Source organism: Polaromonas sp. (assembly GCF_029945925.1).
Classification (GTDB): domain Bacteria; phylum Pseudomonadota; class Gammaproteobacteria; order Burkholderiales; family Burkholderiaceae_C; genus Polaromonas.
Genome location: NZ_JAQSDN010000002.1, coordinates 1 through 12,527 on the forward strand (window position 1 = coordinate 1; position 12,527 = coordinate 12,527).

Here is a 12,527-nt window from a genome sequence, read left to right on the forward strand (position 1 = left end):
TCATGTTCCTTCGTGACATGTTATGCCTCACACACAAAATTTCTGACAGGCTCCGGATACCTGGCCTATTTGGTGGAGATTTAACAACAACACGCTTGATTCCCCTCCGTTTGTAGGAGGACTCGTGGGCTACGGGGCGATACGATCCTTCAGTGAATAGCGCGGTGGCTATGAAGCCCCGATGCTGCTAGCGCGTTTGTATGCATTGCTGAAGATTTCTGCAGTGAAAGCACAAGTGCAAAAAAAGGAGAAGGTATGGGGCTACCGCGTACTTTTGTGGGTTTCAGCAGCACAGACATAAACAGCTACAGGCTCATGCAAGCTTGGAAAGCGCATGAACATATTGACTTCAACTTCACTGACTGTCAGCTAGCATCAAGTATCAACTCTGAGGACGAGCAGTACATCAAAAAATTATGTCGTGAACGCATCAACATGGCTGGAAAATTCATCCAGATAATTGGCAAAGACACTAGGACAAAGCACAAATACGTACGATGGGAGTTGGAAGTAGCTATTGAAAAGGACTGCACAATTATTGGTGTAAATCTTGATAAATCACGCTCAATTGTTCCTGAAACTTGCCCGCCGCTAATGAATAATATCGGCGCAATTTTCGTTCCATTTTCTCCAAAAATTATCGCTCACGCTCTCGAAAAATTTGAGATGAAGCCCAAGGGAAATTGGCATTTCAACGAAAACTTGTATCAGCGGCTGGGCTACTAGCCTGGCGATAAGTAATGGAAAATTCTGAATTCCCGGCCTTGTATAGATCTGCTGGAAAGCTGTCGGAAGCCTCGCAAAGAAAGTTTTTCCGCGCCTTGATAGCGCATCTGGTTTTTTTAACTACAGCGGCTGCTCTGTCGGTGGTAAATCATCCTTCATCATATGCGGCGCTGACTCAGGCCGTTGTGATGCTTGCTGCCCTTGCCTGTTCGATTTATCTATTTAGTACTAGGCCAGAAAAGATTTGGTATTCCGCGAGGGCTTTAGCAGAGTCAATAAAGACACTTTCTTGGCGATACGTTTGCAAGGCGGAGCCATTTCAGACGGCGGACGAAGTCTCGCGCGCAGCATTTGTTAAGAAGCTAAAGGATGTTCTCAAACAAAATATCGATCTAGCTGGAAAGTTTACAGATCACCTTGATGAAGCTCAGTTAACGTCGGCTATGGAAAAACATAGAGCCGATTCTCTGGAGATGAGAAAAAAAAGATATAGAGATTGCCGGATATCGGATCAGCTATCTTGGTACACGGAAAAATCAAGAGTTAACGGCAACAAGGCTGCCATCTTCTTTGCTACGCTCATCGTCTTAAACGTATTGGCAATACTATTTGCGCTTGGAAAAATCAGCTATCCCGCTGCACCATACTGGCCAACGGATATTTTTATCGCAGCTGGTGCATGTGTATTGACCTGGATGCAAGCGAAGCGGTTTTCCGAACTATCTGCGGCTTACGCATTGGCTGCCGTGGAAATAAACTTAGTCAGCTTGGACGCTTTAAAGCCCCAAACATTGGAGGAATTCTCCGAGTTTGTCGGCGATGCTGAGAATGCATTTTCTCGGGAACACACTCAGTGGGTCGCGCGCAAAGATCGCTGAGGACACCCTCACAATTTGGCACTGATTGGACCATCAGAAATGAATGAGCGGGTGTCTAGCTGGCTGGGGATGAATCTCTCCGCTCCGATATTTTTTCCGTCGATTTCGTCCGTCAAAACTCAACTCTCTCCACTGGCTTATTTCCAACTGATAAATTCAATCTTCCGAGGTAAGCAATTTCTCATTTCCGCGTATGACTTAGTTCGGGCAGATGAGGGTGTCCGGTCTCAGTTTTTGGCAGAGCGAGCCAAATCGCGGACCGACAAGACCTTGGTGTTAATGGATTCTGGCAATTACGAGTCTTATTGGCATGCACCTGAGAAGCGTTGGACAGCGACGGAGTATCACGATGCTTTAAGTTGGTTTAAGCCAGACTTGGCCTTTGGGTTTGACTACCAAGATCCTCCTGAGAGAGAAGATGATCACATTGACCTTCTGCTGAAGCAACTAACGGCAGATCGAGATGCATCAGCAGGGGCATTTCTCATTCCGATCGTTCATGGGGAGCCCGCGGAATTACCCAATTTGATCACTCAGTTTGCGACGTTTGGAGACTTGCAAGCAGTTGCTGTTCCAGAGAGATGTCTGGGGTCTAGTTTGTTTGATCGCATTAGCACAGTGGCAAAAATTCGACGAAACCTGAATTCACTTGGGCGACACATCTCAGTGCATCTCTTGGGTACCGGTAATCCGCTGTCGATGGCGCTTTTTTCACAAGCTGGGGCCGATAGTTTTGATGGACTCGAGTGGTGTCAAACTGTAGTCGACTATCAGTCTAAGCAGTTGCATCACTTTTCTCACGCTGCGCTATTTCTTAATCAGGGCAGATGGGCTCAAGCCGAAAGCTCCTACGAAGTTAAGACCTTGGCTCACAACTTGGATTTTTACGGGGATTGGAACGAGGTAATTCGCCAAGCCGTTGCAGATAGTTCTGTAGAGGAACTAGTGGTTAACTCATTTCCGCCCTATGCGCACGCGAGCTGCTTAATTCACGGCGTTTGGAAAAATGGAAAATAAATCAACTGTTGTCCTGGCCTCTGGGGGGCTTGACTCCACACTTATCTCGGTCATGTGCAGGGATGCAGGGGTGGATAACTTTCCTTTGTTTATTGACTACGGCCAACGTGCAGCGGTGGCTGAGTTGGAGGCATGCAGGAGGGTCTATTCAGAGCTGAATCTTCCGTCACCAACTTACATGAATCTGGGTGGGTTCGGTAAGGTGATTGAATCCGGACTAACCTCGGCAGAAAAGGATGTTCGATTAGATGCGTTTACTCCTTGCCGGAACCTGCTCTTTCTAGTGTGTGGTGCATCCTTTGCATTTCAAAAAAATGCGTATTCTATTTCTATCGGCGTGCTATCAGAGGAATTTAGTCTTTTTCCTGATCAGCGACAGAACTTCCTAGTAGCCGCAGAGGCTGCGATCAGATCAGCATTGGGGCGTTCGATTCCCGTGATTGCCCCGCTTAGCGAATTCTCAAAAGCCGATGTAGTCGCTCTTGCTCGGGACAGAAGTATTTTTGGGACCTATTCTTGCCATGCTGGAGGGCGTCTGCCGTGCGGTAATTGCATTTCATGTTTGGAGTTCGTTAATACATGACATAGGAGGTCATATGGGCGGCAACGGAAGGCGTGGAAGAACACCCGGCTTATCTTTGGGGGAGCTCATGCAATTGAAGGCTGACGCACTGAAGAAAATCGAGTCACCGGGCGACGGGGTAAAGCATGTCTTTATTAGCTTCGCGTACGAAGATCTCAACGAGATTAATCTTCTTCGCGGGCAGGCGAGGAATGAAAATACTGAACTTGAATTTGACGATCATTCAGTCAAGGACGCTTACAACAGTGCTAATGCTGAGTACATAAAGAGCAAGATTCGCGAGAAGATTGATCGAGTATCAGTGACGCTGGTTTACCTTTCCGCGAATGCTGCTACCAGTCAATGGGTCAACTGGGAAATCGAGGAAAGTGCGCGACGTGGAAAGGGTGTCGTAGGTGTTTATAAGGGGGACGTCGCTCCTTCAGTTACGCCTTCCGCATTTAAAAAAGGCGGGTACGGCATGGTTCGTTGGTCTCACGAAGCGTTGACTAAAGCTGTGAACGATGCAAGTCGTTCACGGTAAGTTTGATCTAGTGAGTTATGTTGAAAAATGCTTGGGTGATGGCCAGGCGCCGAAACCAGAGCAGGGAGAGCACCCCCGCCCCCAGGGCAAACACCGCCGACAGCAGGGCGATCAACGCCGTGACCTCCGTCTCGCGTGTCTGCACCTGTACCTGCGACCCGAGGTTTTCGTAGACACTGCGCAGCGCTTCCGCCGTGCCCGCATGGTGGTCTCGCCGCCGGTCATGCGTGCTACCTCGCGCAAGGTGGGCTCGTCCAGCTGCAGGTAGATGGGCATGCCTTCGGGCATTGCTTCGGGGCCGCCCACGCTTCCCAGGCCGACGAGGTAGATGCGCACGCCCCGGTCGGCGGCCATCTTGGCCGCTTCCAGTGTGTCGACGCCCGTCGTACGGCGGCCATCGCTCAGCTGGATGATCGCCGCGGCGTCGTGCGAGCCCGGCGCCACCGGGGTGATCGGCTGGGGCGGTGGTTTTTTGTCTTTGTCGTCCAAGCTGCGTCCGCGCGGCTTGCTGTCGAAGGTTATTTCCTCGAGGTTGATGTCCTGGGTGGCGCCAGTCGCTATTGAATATATAGCTGCTTGCGCCCGTGAATAAAGGGCTGAAGGCCGATTTGACCAATAAGTCAGTCTTTTGACCAGACCGCCAGCTCATACCCATCCGCATCCTTGAAATGAAAACGCCGCCCGCCCGGAAAAGCAAAGATCTCGCGGCTGATGGTGCCGCCGGCTGCCAGCACGCTGTCGCGAGCGGCTTCGAGTTGGTCGGCGTAAAGGATGACCAGCGGGCCGCCGCCGGGCGAGGGCGGCGCCAGCGTCGTGAAGCCGCCCCTCATCGCGCCGTCTGAAAACTCGGCGTACTCCGGGCCGTAGTCGGTGAAGGTCCAGCCGAAAGCCTGGCCGTAGAAGGCCTTGGCTTTGTCGATGTCGCGAACGTTCAGTTCGATGTAGTTGATGCGGCAATTTTCGGGTGGCGTGGTCATGACAATCCTTGGTGAAGGGCTATGCCTGCATGCTGCTCACAAGTCTTCGGCCGGCCAGTCGCTGAAGGGGAAGGGCAGTGTCTCGGTGGCGAAGGAGACGAAGCCCGCGATCTGCGCCAGGTAGCGGCCCACGCTGCGGCCGAAGCCTTGCAGGCGCGGGTTGGGCTCTTCGGCGAACAAGGCGAAGCCCAGCTGAAGCAGGGCCACAACAATCAGCACCCAGGCGGCGATCTGGAAGGCCATGCACATCAGCAGCATGAGCAGCGCGCGCACCCAGAGTTTGCGGGGTGGTGGAAGGGTGGCAAGAGCGTTGTCAGTCATGGTGGCTCCTTCAGTGGGGGTGGATATGCTGCGCCGGGCGTGGGCTGAGAGGGTTGAGGTGCATCAAGCAACTGTAGCGCGCTGCCGCATGGGGTGGAAGTGGCCTGGCAGTCGGGTCCGGTCGATGGTCTGCAGTGGGGGAAACCAGCTGTTCCTCTTTTTCCCGAGGCATCAGAATAGCGCCCATGTTTGATTCCGCCATGGCCTTCCTGCAGTCGCTGCAGGGCTTTCCCGCGTATGCGCTGCTGTTTGCATTGTTGTTCAGCTGCGGCATAGGCGCGCCCATCAATGAAGACATCCTGCTGCTCGCGGCAGCGGCGCTCACGCTCAAGGGGGTGATGGAGCCGGCGCCGCTGATGGTGGTGGCGTGGTTCGGGCTGGTGGCGGGTGATGCGCTGGTGTTTCACTGGGGCCACCGCTTTGGGGCGCGGCTGCTGCGGCACCGCTACTTTGCACGCGTGGTGCCCGAGGCGCGGCTGGCGTCCATGCAGGACACCATGCGCCGCTATGGGCCGGCCTATATTTTTGTGGTGCGTTTCATGCCGGGCGTGCGCACGCCGCTGTTTTTTGCGGCGGGCTCCCTCAAGATGCCTTACCGCCACCTTTTCATTTTCGACGGCGCGGCGGCGCTGGTGGAGCTGCCCCTGCTGGTGTACGGCGTGCGTTATGTGGGCGGGCGCTGGCAGGAGATTCTGGCGCTGGTCAGCCGCTTCCAGGGGGTGCTGGTTTTTGGCGTCGTGCTGCTGGTGCTGGCGGCCTGGCTGCTGAGCCGCCGGCGCGCCAGACAAGGACGGACGCCTGAGATTTGAGGTTGGAGGCTGGAATAAGGTTTTTAATGGTGCTGTTGTAAGTACTTTCACAGGTATTTATAATCGAATGATTAATCCCATCAGGAATCTGCCCTGACAAAGGAATGCCATGACCCAACTGACCGCCAATGACCTGAAAACCCGGGGTGTGGCCGCCATCGAATCGTTGTTGGCCACGCAGCCCGAGGCCATGATTTCGGTGCGCGGAAAAGACCGCTATGTGGTGATGGACGTTGCGCACTACCACTACCTGCGTGAATGCGAGCTGGACGCTGCGCTGGCGCAAAGCCAGGCGGACAGGGCGGCTGGGCGGTTTGTGGTGGAGACGGCGGCGGCCCATGTGGCGCGTGTGTCGGCGCTGGCCGGCAAGCCGGCTGAAGGGCCGGCTAAAAAGCAGCCCGCCAAAACGACCGGCAAAAAGACTGCCGGGAAGACTGCCAAAAAGACGACCAAGCCTGCCGCATGAGCTTTCAGCTCGTTTTTACCGACCAATACGTCAAACGTGCGACGCGGTTTTTGAAGCGGCATCCGGACGTGGAAAAGCAGTACCTCAAGACGCTGCAGCTGCTTGAGATCAATCCCCACCACCCCAGTTTGCGTTTGCATGCGCTGGTCGGGCGCCTTGAGGGCCTGCATTCGGTGTCCATCAATCTCTCGTACCGCATCACGCTGGAGCTGTTGATTCAGGACCAGCAGATCTTTCCCGTCAATGTGGGCGACCACGACGCCATGTATTGACGGAGCCCGCCATGAGTACCACTTCCACTACTTCTCTGCCCGAACAGGGCCGCCCCCAGGCCGAGGTGCTGGCCGAGCTCAAGGGCTACGGCGCGCACGACCCCGACTACAAGGGCAACCGGCTGTGGAGCCTGGTGTATTACCTGGGCGAAGAACACGACGCCTTCATGGGCCAGGCCTACCAGGCTTTTTCGTCGGCCAACGGGCTCAACCCCACCGCTTTCAAAAGCCTCAAGCGTTTCGAGACGGAAATCATTGCGGCCGTGGCCGAGCTGTTCCACGGCACGCCGGATGTCTGTGGCGTGGTCACCTCCGGCGGCACCGAAAGCTGCCTGCTGGCCGTCAAGACCTACCGCGACATGGCGCGCAGCCTGCGCGGTGTGAAGCGGCCCGAGATGGTGCTGCCCGTCACCGCGCACGTGGCCTGGTTCAAGGCGGCGGAATACTTCAACGTCAAGGTGCGCCTGCTGCCGCTGGACGAACAATTGCACGCCGACGTGCGCAAGCTGCCGCGCCTCTTGAACCGCCGCACGGTGATGATTCTCGGCTCGGCGCCCGAGTACCCGCACGGCAGCATCGACCCGATTGAGGCCATGGGCGTGATGGCGCTCAAGCGCGGCATTCCCCTGCATGTGGACGCCTGCGTGGGCGGCTTCATCCTGCCCTTCATGGCCATGAACGGGCGCACGTTGCCGCTGTGGGACTACCGGGTGCCCGGCGTCACCTCGATCTCGGCCGACATCCACAAATACGGCTTTGCGGCCAAGGGTGCCTCCACCATCACCTACCGCAACCTCGACTATTTGCGCCACCAGATGTTTGTCTACGAAGACTGGCCCGGCGGCGTGTTTGCCTCGCCGGCGCTGCTGGGCACGCGCCCGGGCGGCGCCTATGCGGCGGCGTGGGCGGCCATGCAGCACTTCGGCCAGTCGGGCTACCGCGCGCTCGCCGCGCAGACCCTGCAGGCCTTTGACACCATGCGTGAAGGCGTTGCTGCGATGCCAGAGCTGTACGTGATGGGCGAGCCCACCGGCCCGCTGCTGGCCTACGGCTCGCGCGATGCGACAGTCAACATCTTTGCCGTGGGCGACCAGATGGACGCCAAGGGCTGGACGGTCAACCGCCTGCAAAAGCCGGACGGCCTGCACGCCATGATCACCGCCGGCCACCTGGCCGTGGTGGACGCCTACCTGCGCGACCTGAAGGACGCCGTGGCCACCGTCAAGGCCAACCCCGCGCTGGCGCAGGAAGGCAGCGCCGCCACCTACGGCATGATGAGTCACATCCCGTTGCGCGGCATGGTGCGCCAGAAGGTGCTCGACATGTTTGTGCAGATGTACAAGGCGGGCGGGCAGCAGATCGACCTGCATGCCGCACCACCCGTGGCGCCCGGGCTCAAGGGCAGGGTGGACGTGCTGGTGGAGCGCGTGGCGCGCTGGTATGTGGCGCGCCAGCAGCGGAAAACTCCGAAGGGCTGATGCACCAACATGAGGGTCATCCCGGACTCGAGGAGCCTGCCCCGGACTCCGATCCGGGGCCCGCAATGACAAAATATCAATCCCGGTAGCCGGGTTGGCGTACAGATTTTCGAAAGACGGAGGGACCCCGGAATGCTGATGCAGCGCTTCATGGAAAACTACAAAAAGGCGTGGGAGACCCGCGACGAATTTCTGCTGGCCTCGCTGTTCACCGAAGACGGCCAGTACCACAACACGCCGTTTGCGGTGCAGACCGGGCACGCGCAGATCCGGCAGTACTGGCAGCGCGTCAAGCTGCAGACCGACATCGTGCTTACCTTCGACATCCTGCATGCCGAGGCGCTGGGCGGCATTGCGCACTGGCACACCACGTACCAGGTCACTTCGGAAGAAATGTTTGCGATGTGGGCCGCCTCCACCGGCACCAGCCAGCTCGCGCGCCAGCCGGGCGACCCCTTGCCGCGCCTGGCGCTCGACGGTGTGGCGGTGGCCGAATTTGAAGCCGGCGGCCTGTGCCGCGACTTCAGGATCTGGTGGCATTCGGTGGTGGAAACCTAGGCAACCCTGACTGGTCATCCCGGACCCCGGTTTGTCATCCCGGCCCCTGGCTTGTCATCCCGGGCTCGACCCGGGATCCATGCCTCGTTGACCACAGTTCTGGTTGTGCCGGCATGGATTGCGGGTCAGAGCCTGCCCCGGACTTGATCCGCGGCCCGCAATGACAGACAGGCTCCTAGTACTGCAGCACGGAAGTAGCGAAACAAAATGAAAGTGATGATTTCGTGCCCAGGGCAAGGCGCAAGCCGCAGCGAAGGCTGTGCGCCTTCGCAAGGATTGCAACGCCGCCATGGGTGCGAAGGCGCGCTTTCATGTTTCGATATTTTCGGGTTGCAGTACTAGGGTAGCGGACGATCCGGGCCCTGCGTGCCTTGCGCGCGCGCCGAGAGATAGGCATGGAGATCCACGATATGGGTGGTCACGATGGGTTCGCCATCCCACGCGGGCATCGTGGGCTTGAAGTTTCTCCTGCGCTCCAGGATCTCGTCGATCAGGGCTTCCCGCGCCGCACCCTCACTGGTGGCTTGCGATGGGGGGAGATTCCAGTCGTAGCGCTTGAGCACCAGGCTCACGAACTGGCGTGAACCCATTTCCCGAACCCTGGGCAACAGGTCGGGTCCGTTCGCCGTGCCTGTCGCAGCGACGCCGTGACAGCTCGCGCACCTGTCCTGGAAGACGCGCCACCCGATGGCGACCGACCCGGGCGGCCTGGAGAGCCGTGCGACCTCCTGGGCAGCCTGCGTGTTCTCCACTTCCACGGCGCATCCGGCGAGCAACAGGGCCGGCGCGAAGGCGGCGCCGTAGAGGAGGCTGCGGCGTCCCGCCGTCATCGCGGCCAATGCAGGCTTCAGTGTAAACATCGAAATCCTTGCCATGATCATCACCTTTGCGCTTGTAGCGGCCAAGTAACAGCGTCGCGATCCCTGGGTACCGCACGGGCATGTGGCGTGTACCTTGTGTGATTGTGGCAGACAAACCAGTGGCTGCGTTGGCATCTGCGGCCTCGGGTTTGCCCAGGCTTGAAAAGGACAAAAAACTATATAAGATGTTGGTTATAAATACCCATTTTGGGGAAGAGGATCATGATGAATGCGTTCAAAAGTTTTGGAAACGTCTTTCAAAGGCTTTGGTACCGCGACCCGGGCGAAAAAAGTGTCTTCATCAACGACACGGCGGTGCGTATACGTGCCGGACTGATGCTGCTGATCCCGCTCTACATGGGCTTGACGCTTTATGACGTGTTGTTCTCCTCGCACTGGGTGGTCACGGGCAACGTCATCAAGGACACCTTCGACACGGATTTTGACGGGCGCATTCTCTACAACGTCGAAGCGGTCCGCCGTACTTTTGAATACTCGACGCAGACCTATGTGCTGTTTTATGCCCTGTTTGAAATGATCGCGGGCATGTTCGTATGGAGCTCGCGGCTCTCCCCCACGATTTTCATCAGCAGCCTGTTGGCCAAAGGCAGCCCGCCCGTCTGGAAGCCTTTGATGCCCAAACGCTTTGCCTGGTCGATCGGTGCAACGATGATCGCGACCTGTCTGGTCTTCTTCAATCCGGATGTTTTTGCCGGCTGGGTCAATGGGCTGACCGGCCACGCCCTCTTGACCACAACCTCCAACTTCATGCCGCGCTGGATTCCGCTGGTGCTGGTCTGGGTCTGCCTGGGCTTCATGTGGATGGAAGCCGTCCTGGGCGTTTGCGTGGGTTGCAAGATCCACGCGCTGCTGGTCCGGATGGGGGTTTTCAAGGATGAGTGCGAGGCTTGCAACAATCTCGCCTGGGATTGATTCGCTGGCTGGCTGGCTGGCTGGGCGCTGTCTGCTATGGAAAACAGAGCTGACTGCGCACTGCGCACTGTGCAGAAGGACTGCAACCTGGTTTGTCATCCCGGACGCCGATCCGGGATCCATGCCGCATAAACCAGCGTTTCGGGTGTGCCCCCATGGATGGCGGATCAGAGCCTGCCCCGGACTTGATCCGGGGTCCGCCATGACAGCCGTCCGGTAGCTGTGCGCGGGGGTGCGCTTGACTTCGAGTGCACTCCAGCTTTTCCAATCAGGGCCTCTTCAACTTTTTCCATGAAAAGGCCCCTGACATGATCACCGAATCTCCAACCAACAAACAGCGGATGCAGGCCATCTTTGCCGAACTGGCGCAGGGCAATGGCCGGCCTTTTATAGATGCCATGGCCGATGACTTCTGCTGGATCCTGCCGGGCCAGACGGCCTGGTCGCGGCGTTACGAGGGCAAGCAGGTGGTGCGGGACGAGTTGTTCCGCCCCCTGTTTGCGCAGTTTGCTGACCAATACCGCAACCGGGCCACACGTTTCATCGCCGAGGGCGACATGGTGGTAGTGGAGTGCCGCGGACAGGTGAACACGAAAAAAGGCCAACCCTACAACAACACCTACTGTTATGTCTGCCGCTTCGAAGGCGGCAAGCTCAGGGAGTTGGTGGAGTACCTGGACACGCAGCTGGTGGATGCCGTGCTGGACGCGCCGTCCTGAGCGTCAACCGGCCCTGGTCTTTCTGTCTCCGGTTTCCGCCCGGGCCAGCCACTTGTCGTACAGCGCGATCTTGTGGTCCACCAGGGCTACCGCGTCGCGCAGTTCGTCGGCGCGCTGCTGCACCTTGAGGCGGTGCTGCAGCAGCATCTCGCGGCAGTCGGCCAGTGTGGCCTTGCCCTGGCGCACCAGGCGCGCATAGGCCTGCATGTCGCGCACGCTCATGCCCGAGGCGCGCAGGCGGCTCAGCAGGCCCAGCCACTGCACATGCGCCTGCGAGAACACGCGCCGCCCGCCCGCGTCGCGCGCGGCGCCGGGCATGAGGTGCTGCGCTTCGTACCAGCGGATGGTGTACACGCTGCGCCCGCTCAGGCGCGCGAGTTCGCCGATGCGCAGCGTCGGGGTGTCCTGCAGGAGAAGGGGGGCGGAGGTGGCCATGCGGTCCATTCTGGCGCAGCGGCCGGCCGGCTTCAAGCCCCGTCCCCCTGCAGGGCGGCTGGCTGGTGATGGGGAAACGCTATCAAAGTCGTAGCTGGTGGCGCCCGTCAATATTGGGCTGAGGGCCGATTTTGCGCCTTGATTTGCCATGGGCAGCGCGCCCGGCAGCACGGCGCCCGTGTTGCTGGGAAAATGGTCTCTTTGCCCTGGACCCTTTCCACCCCATGCCACTGCCCGCACCCCAAGCCCGAACCCACCTGCACACACGCGCCGTCGTCTACCGCGGCTACCGGCGCGAGGACGGCCTGTGGGACATCGAAGCCGAAATGACCGATGTGCGTACCTACGAACATGTCCGCTCCGAGCGCGAAGTGCCGCCGGGTACACCCATCCACGGCATGGCCATACGCGCCACGGTGGACGACGGCCTGGTCATTCGCGACATTGCCAGCGTCAGTGACCACGCGCCGTTTGACGAATGCCAGCAGGGCATCGACCCGATGCAGCAGATGGTGGGTGTCACCATGGGGCCGGGCTGGCGCCAGGCCATCGAAAAGGCGCTGGGCGGCATACGCGGCTGCACCCACCTGCGGGAGATGTTGTTCAACATGGCGACGGCGGCGTACCAGACGGTGCCGGTGTACCGCGGCCATCTGCGCGCGCAGGCCGGCCTTGCCGAGTCCGGCAGCGCCGAGCCGCCTTACCACCTGGGCAAGTGCATCGCCTGGGATTTCGACGGCCAGGTGGTGCAGCGCCACTACCCGAAGTTTGCGGGTTGGCAGCCCTTGAAGCGGAAAGCCTGAATGGCGATTGAACCGCGCGATGGCCGGTGCCGGTAACCGCCAGTCATCACTGCTGGGCACTATAAAAACAATAGCTGTCTGCGCTTGTCCCGCCTGGGCTGAGGCCATTTTTTACTCTCAAGATCCGGCAGCCCCGCCGCCAACGCCCAGCCTGTCCCGGCGTCCGCCC

Annotated in this window: 18 protein-coding genes; 13 read left to right on the forward strand and 5 right to left on the reverse strand. The window is 58.5% G+C overall.

The window, feature by feature from the left end; translation table 11 throughout:
* Positions 1 to 255 precede the first annotated feature (255 nt).
* The 5 genes from PSV40_RS00405 (at position 256) to PSV40_RS00425 (ending at position 3,727) form a co-directional block, all read left to right on the forward strand.
* Positions 256 to 726, forward strand: coding sequence for a TIR domain-containing protein (locus tag PSV40_RS00405; protein ID WP_300533025.1), 471 nt, complete (start codon positions 256 to 258; stop codon positions 724 to 726).
* Positions 727 to 740: 14 nt separating this feature from the next.
* Positions 741 to 1,604 carry a DUF4231 domain-containing protein gene (locus PSV40_RS00410; RefSeq protein ID WP_300533026.1) on the forward strand — a complete coding sequence of 288 codons (864 nt, stop codon included), beginning with the start codon at positions 741 to 743 and terminating at the stop codon, positions 1,602 to 1,604.
* A gap of 15 nt (positions 1,605 to 1,619) precedes the next feature.
* The gene (locus PSV40_RS00415; RefSeq protein WP_300533028.1) at positions 1,620 to 2,621 is read left to right on the forward strand and encodes a hypothetical protein; all 1,002 of its coding nucleotides are present in this window, start codon (positions 1,620 to 1,622) and stop codon (positions 2,619 to 2,621) included.
* Entirely contained in the window at positions 2,611 to 3,204 is a 594-nt protein-coding gene (locus PSV40_RS00420; protein WP_300533029.1) for a 7-cyano-7-deazaguanine synthase, read from the forward strand. The genes PSV40_RS00415 and PSV40_RS00420 overlap by 11 nt, the downstream gene beginning before the upstream one ends.
* A gap of 67 nt (positions 3,205 to 3,271) precedes the next feature.
* Positions 3,272 to 3,727, forward strand: a complete 456-nt coding sequence (locus tag PSV40_RS00425) for a TIR domain-containing protein (RefSeq protein ID WP_300533030.1) — start codon at positions 3,272 to 3,274, stop codon at positions 3,725 to 3,727.
* A gap of 111 nt (positions 3,728 to 3,838) precedes the next feature.
* Here the strand turns inward: PSV40_RS00425 and PSV40_RS00430 are convergent, their stop codons facing one another.
* The 3 genes from PSV40_RS00430 to PSV40_RS00440 form a co-directional block, all read right to left on the reverse strand.
* On the reverse strand, positions 3,839 to 4,216 hold the full coding sequence (locus PSV40_RS00430) for a hypothetical protein (RefSeq protein WP_300533032.1): 378 nt from the start codon (positions 4,214 to 4,216) through the stop codon (positions 3,839 to 3,841).
* A gap of 131 nt (positions 4,217 to 4,347) precedes the next feature.
* On the reverse strand, positions 4,348 to 4,704 hold the full coding sequence (locus tag PSV40_RS00435) for a VOC family protein (RefSeq protein ID WP_300533033.1): 357 nt from the start codon (positions 4,702 to 4,704) through the stop codon (positions 4,348 to 4,350).
* 36 nt (positions 4,705 to 4,740) lie between these two features.
* Positions 4,741 to 5,025: a DUF4389 domain-containing protein gene (locus PSV40_RS00440; RefSeq protein ID WP_300533035.1), complete on the reverse strand. Its 285-nt coding sequence runs from the start codon at positions 5,023 to 5,025 to the stop codon at positions 4,741 to 4,743.
* A gap of 185 nt (positions 5,026 to 5,210) precedes the next feature.
* On the opposite strand from PSV40_RS00440, the gene PSV40_RS00445 reads away from it, so the two are divergent.
* The 5 genes from PSV40_RS00445 (at position 5,211) to PSV40_RS00465 (ending at position 8,608) form a co-directional block, all read left to right on the forward strand.
* On the forward strand, positions 5,211 to 5,834 hold the full coding sequence (locus PSV40_RS00445) for a DedA family protein (protein WP_300533037.1): 624 nt from the start codon (positions 5,211 to 5,213) through the stop codon (positions 5,832 to 5,834).
* Between the two features lie 109 nt (positions 5,835 to 5,943).
* Positions 5,944 to 6,300, forward strand: a complete 357-nt coding sequence (locus PSV40_RS00450) for a hypothetical protein (RefSeq protein ID WP_300533039.1) — start codon at positions 5,944 to 5,946, stop codon at positions 6,298 to 6,300.
* Positions 6,297 to 6,572, forward strand: coding sequence for a hypothetical protein (locus tag PSV40_RS00455; protein WP_300533041.1), 276 nt, complete (start codon positions 6,297 to 6,299; stop codon positions 6,570 to 6,572). The genes PSV40_RS00450 and PSV40_RS00455 overlap by 4 nt, the downstream gene beginning before the upstream one ends.
* A gap of 11 nt (positions 6,573 to 6,583) precedes the next feature.
* Positions 6,584 to 8,050, forward strand: a complete 1,467-nt coding sequence (locus tag PSV40_RS00460; protein WP_300533043.1) for an aspartate aminotransferase family protein — start codon at positions 6,584 to 6,586, stop codon at positions 8,048 to 8,050.
* Positions 8,051 to 8,200: 150 nt separating this feature from the next.
* Entirely contained in the window at positions 8,201 to 8,608 is a 408-nt protein-coding gene (locus PSV40_RS00465; RefSeq protein ID WP_300533045.1) for a nuclear transport factor 2 family protein, read from the forward strand.
* 338 nt (positions 8,609 to 8,946) lie between these two features.
* Here PSV40_RS00465 and PSV40_RS00470 read toward each other — a convergent pair whose 3' ends face one another.
* Positions 8,947 to 9,483 (reverse strand): c-type cytochrome, encoded by a 537-nt coding sequence (locus tag PSV40_RS00470; RefSeq protein ID WP_300533046.1) that lies wholly within the window; start codon positions 9,481 to 9,483, stop codon positions 8,947 to 8,949.
* 210 nt (positions 9,484 to 9,693) lie between these two features.
* Here PSV40_RS00470 and PSV40_RS00475 point away from each other — a divergent pair, with 210 nt between their 5' ends.
* Positions 9,694 to 10,401, forward strand: a complete 708-nt coding sequence (locus tag PSV40_RS00475) for a DUF4395 domain-containing protein (protein ID WP_300533048.1) — start codon at positions 9,694 to 9,696, stop codon at positions 10,399 to 10,401.
* A 308-nt stretch (positions 10,402 to 10,709) separates the two neighbouring features.
* Positions 10,710 to 11,120 (forward strand): nuclear transport factor 2 family protein, encoded by a 411-nt coding sequence (locus tag PSV40_RS00480; RefSeq protein ID WP_300533050.1) that lies wholly within the window; start codon positions 10,710 to 10,712, stop codon positions 11,118 to 11,120.
* Positions 11,121 to 11,123: 3 nt separating this feature from the next.
* Here PSV40_RS00480 and PSV40_RS00485 read toward each other — a convergent pair whose 3' ends face one another.
* A complete protein-coding gene (locus PSV40_RS00485) occupies positions 11,124 to 11,555 on the reverse strand; it encodes a MerR family transcriptional regulator (RefSeq protein ID WP_300533051.1) in 432 nt (143 codons plus the stop codon).
* Positions 11,556 to 11,779: 224 nt separating this feature from the next.
* On the opposite strand from PSV40_RS00485, the gene PSV40_RS00490 reads away from it, so the two are divergent.
* Positions 11,780 to 12,358: a DUF2889 domain-containing protein gene (locus PSV40_RS00490; protein ID WP_300533052.1), complete on the forward strand. Its 579-nt coding sequence runs from the start codon at positions 11,780 to 11,782 to the stop codon at positions 12,356 to 12,358.
* The last annotated feature ends 169 nt before the right edge of the window (positions 12,359 to 12,527 follow it).